Origin of the sequence: Lysobacter sp. ESA13C (genome assembly GCF_019970005.1) — a bacterium.
Lineage (GTDB): Bacteria > Pseudomonadota > Gammaproteobacteria > Xanthomonadales > Xanthomonadaceae > Lysobacter > Lysobacter antibioticus_B.
This window is the reverse complement of sequence record NZ_JAHXYK010000004.1, coordinates 16,882-32,677: the sequence shown is the minus strand read 5'-3', so window position 1 is coordinate 32,677 and position 15,796 is coordinate 16,882. Positions and strand designations below refer to the sequence as shown.

Annotated in this window: 12 protein-coding genes; 4 read left to right on the top strand and 8 right to left on the bottom strand. The window is 60.9% G+C overall.

Translation table 11 applies throughout. The features are described 5' to 3' along the window. Positions 1-12 precede the first annotated feature (12 nt). Positions 13-2,595, bottom strand: coding sequence for a reprolysin-like metallopeptidase (locus tag LC490_RS09115; protein ID WP_223619996.1), 2,583 nt, complete (start codon positions 2,593-2,595; stop codon positions 13-15). Positions 2,596-3,308: 713 nt separating this feature from the next. Here LC490_RS09115 and LC490_RS09110 point away from each other — a divergent pair. From LC490_RS09110 to LC490_RS09100, 3 genes are all read left to right on the top strand, one after another. Then, positions 3,309-3,998 (top strand): hypothetical protein, encoded by a 690-nt coding sequence (locus LC490_RS09110; RefSeq protein ID WP_223619995.1) that lies wholly within the window; start codon positions 3,309-3,311, stop codon positions 3,996-3,998. Between the two features lie 105 nt (positions 3,999-4,103). Beyond that, positions 4,104-4,781 carry a hypothetical protein gene (locus LC490_RS09105; RefSeq protein ID WP_223619994.1) on the top strand — a complete coding sequence of 226 codons (678 nt, stop codon included), beginning with the start codon at positions 4,104-4,106 and terminating at the stop codon, positions 4,779-4,781. Between the two features lie 8 nt (positions 4,782-4,789). Further along, entirely contained in the window at positions 4,790-6,163 is a 1,374-nt protein-coding gene (locus LC490_RS09100; protein WP_223619993.1) for an XVIPCD domain-containing protein, read from the top strand. Between the two features lie 28 nt (positions 6,164-6,191). On the opposite strand, the gene LC490_RS09095 is transcribed toward LC490_RS09100, so the two are convergent. Together LC490_RS09095 and LC490_RS09090 are read right to left on the bottom strand one after the other, a co-directional pair. Further along, a complete protein-coding gene (locus tag LC490_RS09095; protein WP_223619992.1) occupies positions 6,192-6,836 on the bottom strand; it encodes an NAD(P)H-binding protein in 645 nt (214 codons plus the stop codon). Positions 6,837-7,830: 994 nt separating this feature from the next. After that, entirely contained in the window at positions 7,831-9,522 is a 1,692-nt protein-coding gene (locus LC490_RS09090) for a reverse transcriptase domain-containing protein (protein WP_223619991.1), read from the bottom strand. A 956-nt stretch (positions 9,523-10,478) separates the two neighbouring features. Between LC490_RS09090 and LC490_RS09085 the strand changes: the two genes are divergently transcribed. Beyond that, on the top strand, positions 10,479-10,895 hold the full coding sequence (locus tag LC490_RS09085; protein ID WP_223619990.1) for a hypothetical protein: 417 nt from the start codon (positions 10,479-10,481) through the stop codon (positions 10,893-10,895). Positions 10,896-11,145: 250 nt separating this feature from the next. On the opposite strand, the gene LC490_RS09080 is transcribed toward LC490_RS09085, so the two are convergent. The 5 genes from LC490_RS09080 to LC490_RS09060 all read right to left on the bottom strand — a co-directional run bounded on the left by LC490_RS09080 (position 11,146) and on the right by LC490_RS09060 (position 15,702). Further along, entirely contained in the window at positions 11,146-11,958 is an 813-nt protein-coding gene (locus LC490_RS09080) for a zeta toxin family protein (RefSeq protein WP_223619989.1), read from the bottom strand. After that, positions 11,955-12,311: a hypothetical protein gene (locus LC490_RS09075; protein ID WP_223619988.1), complete on the bottom strand. Its 357-nt coding sequence runs from the start codon at positions 12,309-12,311 to the stop codon at positions 11,955-11,957. The genes LC490_RS09080 and LC490_RS09075 overlap by 4 nt, the downstream gene beginning before the upstream one ends. Before the next feature lie 215 nt (positions 12,312-12,526). Further along, positions 12,527-12,919: a GFA family protein gene (locus LC490_RS09070; protein ID WP_223619987.1), complete on the bottom strand. Its 393-nt coding sequence runs from the start codon at positions 12,917-12,919 to the stop codon at positions 12,527-12,529. Between the two features lie 81 nt (positions 12,920-13,000). Further along, a complete protein-coding gene (locus LC490_RS09065; protein WP_223619986.1) occupies positions 13,001-13,558 on the bottom strand; it encodes a DUF3228 family protein in 558 nt (185 codons plus the stop codon). Between the two features lie 371 nt (positions 13,559-13,929). Beyond that, positions 13,930-15,702: a proprotein convertase P-domain-containing protein gene (locus LC490_RS09060; RefSeq protein ID WP_223619985.1), complete on the bottom strand. Its 1,773-nt coding sequence runs from the start codon at positions 15,700-15,702 to the stop codon at positions 13,930-13,932. Positions 15,703-15,796 lie beyond the last annotated feature (94 nt).

Genomic DNA, 15,796 nt, shown 5'->3' with positions numbered 1-15,796 from the left:
GCGCAAACCGCGCTATTTGCTCTTCGGCACCAGCACCGTGTCCGAGTCGCCCACATCGTTGCCCGAACCGTCCTGGGCGGTGTAGGTCGCGGTGTATACGCGGCCGTCGCCGTTGCCGGCACGCTCGCTGCGCAGGTCGAACTGCAGGTCGGGGGTGCCGATGGCGGCGTTCTGGATGTCGTTGACGGTGTTGCCGTCGGCATCGCCGTTGTCGGGCTCGTCGCTGGTCACGCTGGTCAGGACGTAGCTCACGCCCGGGCAGTTATCGGTGGCGACCACGGTGGCCCAAATCGGCACCATCTTGTGGTTCGGCGGCCACAGCTGGTTGGGATCGAGGCTGACGTCGATCGTCGGCGGGCTGTCGTCGACGATCTGCGCCAACGCGGTGTCGTTGGTCGACAGGCCACAACCGTCCTGCGCGGTCACGCTGACGGTGAGCTGCGCGGGCGAGCCGGTCAGATCGGATACCACCACGCTGCCGCTGACGCCGACCTGCGTAGACGTGATCTGCTGGATGTTGATCGTCGGCGTGCCCAGGGTGAAGTTGTTCGCACCCTTGATCAGGTCGACATCGACATCGCCGGCCAGCACACCGCAGGTATCGGTGGCCTGGGCGGTGAACTGCACGGTGAACTGGCATTGGTCGTCCACCGCGCCGCCCGCCGTGTTGACCGCGACGCTCGGCGCGGTGTTGCTGACGCCCAGGTCCTGGTCGTTGATGTCGAAGAAGATGTTGCCGACCGACTGCAGCTTGATGCGGTTGCCCGAACCCGATGCGCAAGGCACCACGAACGAGCTCGCACCGTCGTTGGCGGTGGAACCGATCAGGGTCGTGGCGAAGTTCTGCCCGCCGTCGCTGGAGAACAAGGCGCTGACCTGCGGTGCGATCGAGCCGCCGCCCACCTCCCAGGTCAGGGGCACGGTGCAACCGGCGCCCAGGGTGCCGCTGTTGGGCGAAGTGATGAAGAACGGATCGCCCACCACCTGGATGTGCATGCCGTCGTAGGCCACGCCACCGCCGCCCATGCGGTTGTCGCGCGCGATCAGGCGGAAGTTCATTTCGCGATCGACCTGCGGCAGGATTTCGCCGGCGCGGGTCACGCCGTCGAGCAGGTCCTGCAGGTTCGGGATGATGCGCGAGCTGGACGCACCCGGCGGCAGGGAACGGACCAACGGGCCGTCGCCGGGGTCGGTGTTGATGGGCCGCTGGGTCACCGCGCGGTCGTACTGCTCCCAGTTGTAGGTCAAGGCATCGGCATCCGTCGCCGAGCCGCTGAGTTCGAACGGGGTCTGCCGCGGAATCGTGTAGTCCCCGCCTGCATTCACGTTGGGCGCCGAGTTGCCGGTGTTGACCAAGGTGCCGCAGGTGGAACCAACGCCGACGAATACGTTGGTGACGATTTCGTCGAAACTGCGCGAGTGGAAGTACGAGCCGGCACCGATCACCGAGGTATCGACATCGTCCGAATCGCAGTTGCCGTTGTACGACATGCGGGTGGTGCCGCTGCCCGGCTCGTAACCGCTTTCGCTGTCGCCGGCGAGGAACTCGTTCAAGGTGCAGCTGCCGCCAGCACCGGTGAAGGTGTGGCGCGCGCCGAGCTGATGGCCGACCTCGTGCGCGAGCAAGCCGCTGGCGCTGTTGGCGCCGTTGTTGCCCATCTGCCCCGCCCCGCGCCCCTTGTGCAAGGTGTCGTTGGTGGTCTGGCAGACGACGTACCAGGCGCAACCGCTGGCGCCGTTGCCCGCGCGCGTGGCGAACAGGAAGCCCAGGTCGTAGTCCGCATCGTCCAACACCACCTTGTTGTTGTCGCGATTGGCGTCGCGCAAGGTGCAGGGGCTTTGGGTGTTGTCGAACGGGTCGGTGTCCGGATCGCTATAGATCACATCGTCGCTGGCATCGGCAATCACCAGGCGCACGCTGACCTCGGGTTCCAACACCGCATTGGCACCGGCCAGATCGGCGACGATCGACGACCATACATCGGCCAGACCACCGCCCGCATCGCGGGCTTGGTAGAACTCGCCGGTGGTCGACGCCGCCAGCCGATAGATCCGCAACTGCGTGCCCGCATCGACCTTCTCATTCGCCTTGATCTGCGACACCAGCGCAGCCGAGAAGCGCGGCACCGGCGGCTCGTGATGGTGATCGTCGTCGCCCAGGTGGAAATCGTTGGCGCCGTCGGTGCGGTCCTGGTCGCGATAACTCAGGTAGACGCGGCCGTTCGCGGTTTCGACCGGCTCGACACGCAGGATGCCGTCGTCGGTCTGGCCCGAGATGAATACACCGCGCGTGCCGACGGTGATAAAGCCGGTGAAGCCTTCGCGCTCATCCTCGAACACGTAGGTCTTGATCTGCGGGAACTGACCCGCCAGGTTCGGCCCCAGCAACTGGCTTTGCGCCAGCGCAATCTGCACGAAACCACCACTGGCGCGCGGCAGATAGATCTGCGTCTGCGGCGGAATCGGCCCGAAGGTTTCGCGCGGCGCGTCGCGCAGGCGCGCTTCGAGCATCATCGCGTCGAGAGTCAGCGGCACATAGCCCGTCGGCGCGGGAAAGCGCTCGGGCAGTTGCACCGCCGGCAATGTTTGCCACATACCATCGGGCGAAGCGCCGCCGTTAACCAGCATGGCCGCCGCAGCCAGCGGATTCGGCGCGAAGGCCGCACCCGCTGCGCCTGGCGAGCCGCTCGCAGCGGCGTCTTGATGCGTGTCCACGAGCGAAGGCGCCGAGATCCGGCTCGCGAAAGCGAGCGCAGCCAAACCCAACGCGATCAGAGAAACCGCGGCCCACCGCTTGGGGCCGCGCCGGAACGTCGAATGGGTAGTCATGACACAGGTCCTGGTCATAGGGGAATGCCAGCGCGGCCTCGGGGGCAGTCCGAGCACGGCGCTGGCATGGGGGACAACGCGAGCGCCGCGCGGCGTCGGACAGAGATGAGACGCGGAGTGCTCACTCGGCCCTGTTCAGGTGACCAGCGGTCGAATTACCGACCCATTTCGGCGTCACGGATGGTCCGGCCGCTCTGTCTAACTGCTCCGGGCGAGCCCACGTTTTGCAACGCAGCAACGATCGTCAGCGCATGTACTGCACAGCCAGCGGCCGTGAGATACCTCAACGCTTCCGCCTGGCCCCGGACTTTCGCGAACGCGGCGATGAAGCTGCGTTGCTCGTATTCAACGACTGGACTCCGGTTATGTGCGGTTTCGCATCCAAGAACACACTTCAACCCGAAAAAGCGCAACCGGGTGTTGCCGTTGAAACTTGGCGACATATCGACAAGGCTTAGCGCATCTACCGGGATACGACCATGCCTCGACACATCGCCGCGACGTTCAAGCCGCCGAGTGCATGGCTTTGCGCGATCGTATGCATGCTCCTTGTCGCCTGCAGCCCGTCTACTGGCATATCGACCTCGCCGTCTTCTGCACCCTCCACCAAGGCACCGCCCGCTGCCGCACCGAATCCGGCCGCACAGAACGAGCATCCGGCTCCCGTGCTCCCCAAGCAGGTCTCCCCTCTCCCGCCTGAGCTCCCGGCTCAGCAAGTGGAGTCGATCATCTTCAGCTTGATCGACGGGGTCCGCACCAAAGCAGACCTCACAGAGCCACACATCGAAGGGCTGACCGGATTGAGTCTGCATCGCCTGGACAACCGCGACGCGTCTTACGTCAAGGGGACGACTGTCGATGGCTGGCGATTCGCCATCGGCATCGAGCGATTCGCGGCCCACGACGTGAGGCTTGAGATTGCGGCTATCCCCAAAAAGCAAAGCGACGGCAACAGCGCTTCTGACTGCACGCTGCCCTTCGACAATTTGCATAGCAAGCTGGACGCCGCCAATTTCCGCAGCGACAAATCGACCGGAGTGCACGGTAAGACGTCGAACTGGCGTTTCTTCAGGAACGGGCAAGTGGTACATGTCGACCTCTACCCAACCGAGCCGCTCGATCGCGGCGGCATCGAGTGCATCGATCACATCTCGGTCGTGATCGACTGAGCCGTGAACTGATCCGATAGGCCACAGCAAATGCGCAACTCCCAGTTGCTCTTGCAACCCGACGCCAGTTCCATGACCCTAGCGGCATCTTTGCGGACCCAATCCATGGCCCGACTCATTCCCAAAGTCCAGTTCGACACACGCACACTCGGCTGCGCGATCTTGTGCTTGGGCCTCGTCGCCTGCGGCTCCCCAGCGGAGGTCTCGGCCACCACACCGCAGCCCGATCGATCCGATCAACCGGCCTCGCTTTCCAGCCCCAAGGCTCAGCCTGTGAAAGACACACCCAATGCGCCGGCCTCAGCGCCAAAGCTGAGCAAGAAAGAGTTCGAAGAAAAATTGCTCGCCCTCATCCAGGGCATTCAAGCCCCAGACGATCTGAGCAAGGCGCGAGTCGAAGCGCTAACACAACTCCAGTTAGTTGCCACCGAAGTCGACGGCACCTGGGACGCACAGGGATATCTTGAGTCTGGCTCACCCTACTCCTTCGGCTTCAACCAGTACGCTCCCGACGACAAGCGAGTAGTGATCCGCCTACCGGATGAAAAGCAATACGATCCGCACCGGCGCCGCTCATGCATATTCGCCTTGACAGCCCTGCACGACAAACTGAAGGCGACGGGCTATCAGGACGGTGAGTTCCCAGGTCCTGACAACAAGCCGCAAGCATGGCAGTACTGGAAGGATCAACAATCGCTGCTAGTGGATTACACCTACCACGCGACATCCGAGGAATCTAGATGCATTCACTCCATCACGATTGAGATGATCATTAAGGATTGAATACAGCCATGGACCGGCACGACTCACCGTTCCACGAATTCGGCAGAAACGGCGCCTCGAAGCAGCAACTTGAGCTAATCGCAAAGGCGATCGCCGGCTCTCCCAAGTTGAACCGGGAGCTCACTCAAGTCATTGACTCGGGTGATGTAATGCGCCTGCGAAAGCTCGACGAAGGCGCTTCGGCGGATGGAAGCTACGACTCAACCCATCGGACACTGAATCTCAACCCCCGTGTGTTGGATCGCCAACCTACACGCGCGACCTTGGATCGCCTCACGGCCGTCATCGGCCACGAAGTTTCTCATGCGATGCAACGAGCAGATGCCTTCTCTGCCGGGGCCCGCTTCACCGAACGGGTCCAAGAACTGGCTCAAAGCAACACTGCAAAGCGCGACTACACCGCTATCGTCGCAAGCCATATCCAGAACGATCGCAAGCAAGAAGCCTTGGCCGAACTGAACGGCTTGAATACGTTAGCCGACCGGATGCGTAACGCGGGGCAGCCGATCACGCGCGAATCTTTTGCGGACCGCGCGCAAGACCTTGTCTCGTGCGTGACGAGGACACCCACGAGGTTGGATCCGCGCATACATTTCGATACCAGCACCGGATCAATCCCAGTTGATGCTCAGAATATCGAAGCCGTGGCCAGCTGTTTCTACGATATCGTTCGCACAAAGGGCGAGTACCGGTACGACTCAGCGGCCTACGCAATCTCGATAATCGCACAGAAAGAGTTCGAAGCACGCAGGCTCGACCCCGACCGCTCGCCGACCGGCGCGGAACTCGATCTGAAATCGCTGGGTATCGACCCGCAAAAGCTGCAAGGCCACACATTCGACCTAGGGCCGATGCGCGATGGCCCCTTCTATCTGACCGACATCAGCGGTCCGCAAAAGCAGATCATCGAGATCCAGCATTCCGCGAAAAGGCAGGAAGAGTCGAAACACCTGCATGGGCCCGCTACAGCGCAAGACCCGACCCACCCGGATCACCGCCTGTACCAGCAAGCCATCGACAGTGTGGCGGCCTTGGACCGTGCCATAGGAAAAACTTCGGATGCGGGCAGCGAGCGGCTGGCCGCAAGCCTATTGGTGCTGGCCAAGGAAAATGGCCTGCAGCGCATCGACCATGTCGTCCTGAGTCAAGCTGCACCGGGTGTGCGTCCGGGCGAAAACGTCTTCGTCGTACAGGGCGAACTGAACGACCCCGCCCATCTGCGGGCGCATATGAAGACGGACCAAGCCACGGCGAAGCCCGTCGAGGCATCGTTCCATCAACTGGAAACGGTGAATCAGCGCCAGAGCGAGCAGCAATCCGAGGCTCAACAGCTCACAGCCGCGTTAGCCGCGGAGCCGGCTCGCACCGGATTTTCACGTTGACCGCAACGAACTGACGACCACGGAGTACCTAGCGCCGCATCGCACCAGACAGCAGCACCGTCCGACCTTGGGCCGAAGGCACCGCGGACAGCAGAGCCGAGGCAACCGCCGACGCGTCGATGGGTTTGTAGTTCGCGGGGATCAGGAACCCCACCACCTTGCTAAGTGCGGACCCCAGCACCTCGCCCTGCCGGGTCGGTTGCCCGAGCACCTCGCGGTCGCCGACCAGCAGCGATGGCCGGGCGAAGACCATGCCCTCGAACGGCATCGCCGCCAAGGCATCCTCCAGCTCGCCTTTTACCCGGCTGTAGAAAACCTTCGACTTGGCATCGGCGCCCATCGCGCTGACCAAGCCGACCCGCTTGGCGCCCGCGGCCAAAGCCGCCGTCGCCACCGCCAGATTGGCGTCGTAGTCGACGGCACGAAACGCCGCCTGGCTGCCAGCGACCTTGATCGTCGTGCCCAACGCCAGATACACCTCGTCCGCGCGTGGCAGATCAGGCAGCGCAGCGAAGTCGACGACATGCGCCGTCAGCTTGGGATGCTGCTCGGCCGGCATTCTGCGACCGAGGCTGTGCACCGCGGCGACACTTGGGTCCGCCAGCAGCCCAGCCAGAAGTTCTTTGCCCACGAGGCCGGTTGCGCCTGCGACGATGACGATGCGGCTTGCCATGATGAACTCCCATCGAGCGAACTGGGATTCTGCTCAGCTCTCGGCTTGGTCGTCCAGAGCGACGGACTACTGCACTCAGTCAGGACAGAACGCGCTACAACCCGGATGGGCTGACAGCCTCGGCTATCCGATCCAAGTCGTCGGCCAAGCGATCGAAGCACTGGGCTAGCGCCTGTGCTGAGAGATAGACCACATCGGGGCCGCCCTCTCCGTGCGGCTCGGCGAGCTGGGCCAGTAGCCGCAATTGGTCGCGAGTTTGGGTGAGTGCCTGTAGGGCAGTTGTCGGCAGCGAGTAGCTGCAGGAGGTGGGATAGCCGACGGGGTTTGCACGTTGCATATTGGCGCACCTTTCTTTCGATAGGTGAACACTAAGAGTGTATCTGCGATATTCAAAATTAGAATATCCGGCGCAACCCAAATGACATGCACGAAATTAGAAAAAAACAGATTCACTTTCCGACCAATGAACTTGCAGCGTTTCCTGATGCTGAATCGCGAATTCAACATTGCGGAAACGCCTCGCGCCGCATTGCACCGGACAGCAGGACGGCTCTGCCTTTGGCCGACGGGACCAGGGAGAGCAGAGCCGATGCGACCACCACCGCATCGACGGGCTTATAGTTCACCGGAGTAAGGAACCCGATTACCTTGCCGAGCGCGGACCCCAGCTCTTCGCCTTGCCTTATCGGTTGCTCTAAAACCTCGCGGTCTCCGAGCAACAACGATGGGCGGGCTAAAACTATGCTCTCGACGGCATCGTCGCCAAAGGCGTCCTCCAGCTCGCGTTCTATGCGGCTGTTGAAGACCGGCAGCTCGGCCAGAATTTCTCTGCCTAAGAGGCCAACTGCGCCTGCGACGATGACAGTGCGGCTTGCGATTGCGAACTCTGACCGAGCGACCTGAAGTTCTAGTTAAGCCATAGCCTATCCATTTAGATCAAACGTTGCCACCCATTTTCTTCATAACCCAAAACATCTTCTGAGCAACTAAATATCTAACTATAAACCTCATCCACCACCCTCCTAACGGCATCGAAGGTTGCCCTGAACCCGCTAAAATCCATTGCATCGAACGGATGGACAGCTTGGTGCACCATGTCCGCAAAATCCGCCTTGGAAAGCAACGCAGAGAAACCATCGACCACCCTCTCCACATGATCAGAAACTATTGGGGCCGTTGCTTTAGGGAATTTGTTCTTGTACAAACCATCGGGCGTGAGCCCGGAATTTAAATCAAACTCATCAGGCAGAAATATTCTTCTACCACCAGAAGTCATCGTGAGTAATTGCGATCTAGGGTACAGAAGTTCAATACAAAAAGTAGATTTCGTGAGTGCTAACGGAGCCCCCAAGCACATCGCATAGACTTTCCCTCCGAGCGACTGATGTGTAGCTGGCGACAAACCATTCTTCAACATAAACTTACTGTTATCGCAATCGAATATTCCTATAGTCAACTCCGGGATATCTGATTTCGCAATTCGCTCGAGAGTCTTCATCAATTCCACATCGCCTGTTTCGCCGTGAAAATTTACGAAACGCGGCCGAAAATCAGTAAATTCCCCATTCGACTGAAACCACTTAAGAGCCACTTCTAAATGAAGTAAATCGGTTTTCCCTTCCGCCATCACCCGAAAAGATGCACCGCTCAACGGACGGGGCATCAATTTCCGCATGCCGCTATAATTTCGATATATTGATTCCGAAAATTTTCGCCGGCAACGAAAATCTACATACTGTGCAAAATATGTCTTACCACGAATAAAATGCTCCAACGAGTCGGCCTCGCACCGAGATGCTGCCGGCCTGGCCCAGCCGTCCGTAATTTCCTTAGCCCTTACTAGCCCGCGCTTGCTGCTCAAATGAAGAATCACTCTGAGTTGACGCCTCCAATGCCGCGGGAGAGATACGCCATCATTAACAACAAGACCGGTGACTAGTTGCTGAGACTCTTTAGATCGAACCTTAAACTTCGACGGATTAAGCGAAAAACCTGAGGAACTCACTGCCGATATAAGCGAAGGACCAGCCAGATAGCGGTCACCAACCCAACTCGCTATTGTCGTTGGAATTACTTTTAGATCGGTCGAGAAGCATATATCGTCCGCGTATCTCGACACTTTACAGCGATGTGCTTTGGCAAGAGCGAGCAGTTTGTGATCAAGCGATCGACATATAAGATTGGAAAAAACTGGAGAAGTAGGAGCGCCCTGTGGCAAGGCCCCGTCCTTGCAACATAGTTGCGCGATACAGGTTGCGACCTTTGCAGTCAAAGACAACGGCTTCGCCAGAAGTGCTCCACGCACCCTTTGAAAAGTAATCGAGGGAAAGAAGCTATCGAGATCGGCGAGAATAATATGGCGTTGCCGCCTATGCAGCCAAGCATGATCAATTGTGCTTACACCCGCCACATAACCTTTGGCTATACCTGTTGGCGGCGCCAGCTCAACCAACACATGCATGAGTTTACGCTGGATATACTTAAGAGCCGGGTGAGGTGCATCAATGGTTCTGACACCACCCTTCTTCTTCGCTATTTGAAAGGATGTATACTTTTTGCTCGCATCAAGCGCATAAAGCAGATAGCACAGCTTTCGATCTGTCAGCCCGAGCCAGCCAGCAAGATCAGCCCGCGTCTTAAGGTTAAGAAATGCTAAAGCGCCGGGTGAGTAGGAATGGGGCCCCATCGAGCATCAACCTATCGCGTTCTAATGCGAACATTAGAATAGAGTAAATTTAGAGTAACTTTATGAATATTGTGGGATAACAGTAGCGACGCTCTTGTTACCACAAGTCCATTGATTGCCGACGAATACATCAGCTAACAACATGCTCTAGGGGCCCCGCCCCAATACTAATCAACAAAGCCATCACGAGGCAATAGAAAAGAGCTGCGCTCGCAAAGACTTAGCAGCCCGCTAACGAAAATCGAGACAATTTCCGGCCAAATCCAACGCCGTACTGATGGGCTATCTCATCTAGTTGGACGCTAGAGTTGCCCACTTCCATATTTGAACCGCATCATCGCCATCGAAGCTCCGACGTGTTGCTGGTGTTTGCACCACGCCACTCTCCAACCGGTAGCAGCATTAGTTCGCCTTTGGCACCTGCGTCGTAGTCCGAAGGCAGGAAATGGCTTCGCCATCCAAGGGATACCAGCGTGCAATATCAATATCACGCCATCATCCTAGGCGCACCCTGCCCCGCAACACCCTGATTCCGCGCCTGCTCGTGCTGCTCTCGCTGCGTCTGCTTGCTCTGCGCCAACCGCGCCGTCTCCACTTGGCGGTAGCGATCTACCACCCGGGTCGACAGGGCGAATGTCGTCCTTGGGGTCGAACTTTTTCTCCACCGCCAGGGCCAGGGCGCTGGCGGTCGTGCGTTCGCTTTGTTGGTCCCAGGGCTTACCGACGTGGCGGTCGAGTTGCTCGACGGCTCCGCCGACTTTTTCCTGTAAGGCTTGGTCGGCGGACGAAGCACGTGAGGATAGTAGTCACGGCGCGTTATCGAATGTCGAGCACGTCCTGTCCGCCCCTCAAGAGACGCGCTGCATCGGTCGACAGAACTTTCATCACTTTCCACAAAGCTCTGATCGGCCTCTATGCTTGGAGCATCCCACGAGCCGCTCTTTTGGAGAAGAGACATGGATGCCAAGTCTTTCCGCAATGCATTAGAAAGATTTCTTGGCGAGGAACGTTTTACGAAGTTCGTCCGCAGGGGCGCCGTTCCGCGCCTGCTGTACTGGCAGGAGCGCGAGTGGGAGCGCTTCATCGAGGCACACCCAGAATTCGCCCCCGCATTTACGCAACTGGACGTGCTACTCCGATTTTGTGTGCTGCACGGAGAAGATCTGCTGCACGACCACATAGAAGTTTTCCACGGCACTGCCCGATACGACGATGCGTACATTGCCGAACGCCAGCGCCTCTTCCCGTACGCCAATGCAGCGCCATACATCACACAGGGCCTGCCTTATACAGGGGATACCATTGCCGTGTGGTACTGCCCACGCTGTCGCCAGCTCGCTTCTCGATTCAAGTTTGTCCGTGAGACTGAATGACACACCTCTATTGCTGGGGCAAGCCAAGAACATCAGTTTATCCTTCGCACTCGCTCTATCGCATGAAGGCTTGGAGGGTATCTCGAAGCGCCCATATGGCTTCATCGAACGGCTGAACGCGTGATTGAGGCTCGGCAAACTCATTCAGAACCTCTTGCAGCCGCGCAAGGTGTTCGGGATAGCCCTTAAGCATTTCAAGCAATTTGAACAGAACCTCGAAAGGAATCAATCCGACATCAAAACTCCCACCTTATGGCATCGGCGGCTCGGTCATGCGAGCGAGTATCTTGGGAAGGTCGCGATGCAGGGCCGATTGCTTTTTCAACCCCCTATGCACTGCCTTGGTGACTTTTGGATCGGCAAGCCGGGCCTCGCGGGCTTGCTCAAGCACCGCTCCGGGCGGCGCTGGGTTGATGCGGCCGTCATAGATCTCCAGGCCATCGCAATTGAAGATGCGGATCGGGATTTCTGCTTGACGGCGCACACGGTCCAAGTTGCTTGGCATGTTCTCGTAGCACTGCTTACGAAAGGTTTCTTGGTGATAAAGACCGTGACCGTCCCTGAGGAAGCCACTCAGGAAGCGCGCATCGACGGCGAGTTCGCTCTCCAATCTATGCACGGCCACCACTCGGACTTGAACTTCATAGCGCTCGACCTGCAGTAACCGTATCTGGTCGAGCAGGCTTTCCGCGTCGCTCAACGTGGTATCGATGATGATGTTTTTACGGCCTCGAACCGCCACCTCTTGCAAGGCGGCGGCCCATAGACCGACATCATGGTCGGTATCGAGAGGCCAGGTGTATGGGCTCGCGTTGCGCAGTTCACGCACATCCGGCCAATAGCTGCGGAGCCTGTCCGGGTCGATCATGATCGGATCGTGGCCCAGGTCTGCTTTCGCCATGCCTATCAGGGCGCTTTTCCCTGCGCCCGGCTGGCCCACCAAGAAGATCGCCTTGGGTTGAGAGTGGGATGCGGCCTGCTCCATGCCGCTATCGGGAACGATCCGATCCCAGAAAATCATCTCGCCGATCCTTATATCCAGCACTCGCTCCTGGGAGGTCATTCGAATGCCTTCTTGTGCAGCTTGAAGTAACGCCCGAGCCCGTCAGGATCGCTGTCGAAGCTCAATAGCGCGCGGCCCATCGTCGATCTTGCGCGTTCGGCCGCGTCGAACAACACGGGGTTTCCGTCGGCCCGCGCGGCTTCAAGCTGTCGAACGGCCTCTTGAAGGAAACAGTCGAGCCGGTTCTGAAGTGCCCAGATGGCCTCGTCCAAGGGCTGCACTCGGGGCGTCGGCTCTGCGAATTCATTCAAAACTGTTTGTAAGCTTTCGACATGCCCCGGGTAGTCCTTGAGCAATTCGCGCAACCTGAGCGGGACTTCCGGGGGCGTCAGCTTGGCCTTGAATATCCACATGCGGCGTCCTCTTCCTGAGTGGGGCATTGGGGCCGGATAAAAGTCCCCTATTCCGGGGTTGGGTTGCAAGCCCGCGTGCGGTTATCGCCGCAGATTTCTCGATTATTTTTGTCGAATGCAGGTTATGCGCAACCACGGGTTGCGGTTATGTCGATCCGAGTGCGTGCACGATGTTCGCCGTGCGCGGATAAGTGTGCCGAGCGGCCCTCCCGCACTTATTCCTCGAAGCGCGTCAGGCCTTCGCGATTGCGTTCGTAATGCCGCAGCAGCGGAAGCGGCGGCAGCCAGGATTCGCGGCGCACGGTCCACAGTTCGTAGGTCGGCTGGAATTGGTCGGGGGCGTCGAGGGCGCCCAGGTTCACTTCGACTTCGTCGCCGCTGCGGCCGAACACGGGCGAGCCGCAATTCGGGCAGAAGTGTCGACCTTGGTAGTCGCGGGTTTCGCCTTCGACGATCACTGCTTCTTCGGGAAAGATGGCCGAGGCGTGGAACAGGGCGCCGTGGTGTTTGCGGCAATCGAGGCAGTGGCACAGGCCGACCCGGTAGGGGCGGCCCGTGGCCACGATGCGGACCTTGCCGCACCAGCAGCCGCCGGTGTATCGATCCATGGGGCACCTCGTTCGAAGTCGGCCGACGCCTTGTTTACGACGAACGCTGCGGCGCTGCAACCGCTGGCCGCGGGAAGTGCCTTAGCCGCGCCAGTTGGCGTGCGTGCTCCAGAACGCGACGCTGCGGCGGTAAGCCTCGCGGTCGATCGGCACGCCGGAGCCGCCCTCTTCCACGCCCAGGGCGTTGCGCATCATGGTGATCGGGGCCATCGGGGTTTCGACGGGTTCGGCGGTGTACATGCAGCCGACCACGCCCCAGTCGGCGTCGGTGACGGTGCCTTCCTTGGCCAGTTGTTCGCGGCTGTAGAGGATGACGATGAGGTATTCGGCCACCGGCGGGTCGAGGTTTTCGAACCAGCGCACCAGCACCGGCAGTTCGTCCTTGGTGCGGGCGTCGTAGTCCGAGCGCAGCAGGTGGCGGTTGGCCTCGGTGATCGGCACTGCGAGGCAGCGGGTGCTGGTCCAGTTGCGGTGCACGTGCAGTTTGCAGAACGGGGCATAGCCGTCGAGCACCTGCAGCGGCGGCGCTTCGTTGAGGTGGCGCTCGAATTGTTCGGGGGTGATGTCCTGGATGGTGTTGCGGCGCGGCTCGCGCGGGAACAGGCGGGCGCGGGCGAAGTCGGTGAGGATGATGGTCATGGGCGCATTATCGAACGCCCGGGGCCGCGACGCATGGCGATGGCGGGCCGCGTGGTGCGGCGGTGCCATGCGGCATGGTGGCGCGGCGATCTGCTGCGCCCTCACCCCTGCCCCTCTCCCGCAAGCGGGAGAGGGGTTCATAGCGTGGGCTTGATGGGGCTACGCCTAGCGGTCGAGGTGCACTGTCGCGCAGGCGGCTGCCCTCACCCCTGCCCCTCTCCCGCGAGCGGGAGAGGGGTTCAATGCGTGGGCTTGATGGGGCTACGCCTAGCAGTCGAGGCGCGTTGTCACGCAGGCGGCTTCCCTCACCCCTGCCCCTCTCCACCAAGCGGGAGAGGGGTTCGATGCGTGGGCTTGGCGGGTTGGCGACTTCAGTTCCTGCGGAAGAAGTCCAGGGTCCAATGCAGCAAGGTGCCCGAGCCACCGGGGACGTCGTCGGTGACGCGCAGCTTCCAGACGCCGTTGGCCACTTTGCCGGTGAGGTCGAGGGTCTGTTCCGGGCTGGGGCTGATCGGGCCGTTGCTGTGGTCGCGCAGCAGATAGGCCTGGCCGTCGGGCGCGATCAGTTCGACTTTAAGGTCGGTGCGGTGCGGGTGGCTGAGGCGGTAGACGATGCGCGCGATGCCGCCGTTGCCGTTCAAGCCGGCGACGGTGAGCGGGCTGTCGACGACGCTGTTGTCGTTGATGAGGTAGTCGGCCGGGTTGGCGAACAGCGCACGCGGGCGGGCGTCGTAGCCGTCGCCGTAGGTGGCCATGACGCTGGCGCCGGTCATGTCGGTGCGGGCTTTCAGGCGCAGGAAGTAAGTGAGCGGGAAGTCGGCGTGCGGGTCGCGGTCGACTCGGCAGAAGGTGCTCCAGACGCCGCTGGTCCGACAGTGGTATTCGGTATCGGTCGGCGGCGCGCCTTCGCGCACGTACAGCGTGCCGGCGCCGGTGCCGGGGCCGAACTGGGTGTTGAGGTAGAAGTCGGGCGCGCTGCCTTCGGGCTTCATGATGTTGAACAACAGCGACTCGCCCGCTTTCAGGGTCAGGCCGACACGCGTGAGGTCGTTGGCCAGGCGGTTGGGATCGATGTACGGCAGCACCGTCAGTTGCACCGGCAAGCGGTGGGTCGCCGATGCGGCGGTGCCGACCACGGTCGCTTCGTAAGTCCCGGCCGGCGCATCGGCGGAGGCGTTGAAGGCGATGCTGGTGGGGCCGTAAGGGTTGACGACCGCTGGGCTGAAGCTGGCGCTGACGCCCGGCGGCAGGCCTTCCATCGAGAAGGCGATGGCTTGGTTCCAACCGTGCAGCGGGCGCGCGTTGATCTCCAGCCAGCCGCTGATGCCGGCCTGTTGGGTCACCGCGACGAGGGCGCGGCTGCGGCCGATCGTCCACATGGTGAAATCGGGCGCCGGGTTGACATAGAGGTCCAGCGGCAGGCTGCGGGTGATCGCGCCCGAGGTGCCGGTGACGGCGATCGGGTACTTGCCCTGCACCGCTTGCGCGGAGGCCTTGAAGGTCAGGGTCGAGTTCACCGCCGCCTTGGCGCCCGGGCTGACCGGGTTGAGGCCGAAGCTGGCGGTCACGCCCGCGGGCAAGCCGGTCACGCCCAGGGTCACAGGGTCGTTGAAGGCATTGCCGGTGACGGTGACAGGCAATTGGCTGCTGCGGCCAAGGTAGGTGATGTGCTGGGTGCCGGCGATGCTCAGCTTGAAGCCGGCATCGGTGGTGACCGTGAGGTTTGCGGTGGTGCTGCGCACGAGCTTCTCGTACTTGCCGCTGACGGTGATGGGATAGGTGCCGGCCGGCACGCCGGCGCCGATCGCCAGGGTGAGCTTGGAGCGCGCATTGCCGCTCGGCGGCGGGCTGATCGTGGCCGGCGAGAAGCTGGCGGTGACGCCCGCGGGCAAGCCCGATGCGCTGAGCGTGGCGGGCCGGCTGAAGCGGTCGATGCTGGTCACGACGACATAGGCGAAGACCGAGCTTTCGCGGCTGGTGGCCACGTTGCCGGGGTCGATGCCGAGGCTGAAATCGCCGAAGGTGCTGGTTGCCGAAGAAGCTTTGGTCTGTGCATGAGCGCCGGTCGTCGTCGCCAACGCCAGCACAGCAATGACGCAGGCATGCCGAGCGAACGCGCGCAGCCGCTGCAGGGGGATAGCCATGAGGCCACTCCTGAAAGATGAGGGTGAAAGATGACCGAGCCGTGATGGCGGCCGGCGACGTAACGCGCGGCGATACCTTGACGCGCGGCGATCT

What these genes read in the sequence shown, in the direction of transcription:
- LC490_RS09085 (WP_223619990.1), top strand. Translation starts at nt 10,479, where the DNA reads ATGGATGCCAAGTCTTTCCGCAATGCATTAGAAAGATTTCTTGGCGAG.
- LC490_RS09115 (WP_223619996.1), bottom strand. Translation starts at nt 2,595, where the DNA reads ATGTGGCAAACATTGCCGGCGGTGCAACTGCCCGAGCGCTTTCCCGCG.
- LC490_RS09105 (WP_223619994.1), top strand. Translation starts at nt 4,104, where the DNA reads ATGGCCCGACTCATTCCCAAAGTCCAGTTCGACACACGCACACTCGGC.
- LC490_RS09095 (WP_223619992.1), bottom strand. Translation starts at nt 6,836, where the DNA reads ATGGCAAGCCGCATCGTCATCGTCGCAGGCGCAACCGGCCTCGTGGGC.
- LC490_RS09100 (WP_223619993.1), top strand. Translation starts at nt 4,790, where the DNA reads ATGGACCGGCACGACTCACCGTTCCACGAATTCGGCAGAAACGGCGCC.
- LC490_RS09060 (WP_223619985.1), bottom strand. Translation starts at nt 15,702, where the DNA reads ATGGCTATCCCCCTGCAGCGGCTGCGCGCGTTCGCTCGGCATGCCTGC.
- LC490_RS09110 (WP_223619995.1), top strand. Translation starts at nt 3,309, where the DNA reads ATGCCTCGACACATCGCCGCGACGTTCAAGCCGCCGAGTGCATGGCTT.
- LC490_RS09090 (WP_223619991.1), bottom strand. Translation starts at nt 9,522, where the DNA reads ATGGGGCCCCATTCCTACTCACCCGGCGCTTTAGCATTTCTTAACCTT.
- LC490_RS09075 (WP_223619988.1), bottom strand. Translation starts at nt 12,311, where the DNA reads ATGTGGATATTCAAGGCCAAGCTGACGCCCCCGGAAGTCCCGCTCAGG.
- LC490_RS09080 (WP_223619989.1), bottom strand. Translation starts at nt 11,958, where the DNA reads ATGACCTCCCAGGAGCGAGTGCTGGATATAAGGATCGGCGAGATGATT.
- LC490_RS09065 (WP_223619986.1), bottom strand. Translation starts at nt 13,558, where the DNA reads ATGACCATCATCCTCACCGACTTCGCCCGCGCCCGCCTGTTCCCGCGC.
- LC490_RS09070 (WP_223619987.1), bottom strand. Translation starts at nt 12,919, where the DNA reads ATGGATCGATACACCGGCGGCTGCTGGTGCGGCAAGGTCCGCATCGTG.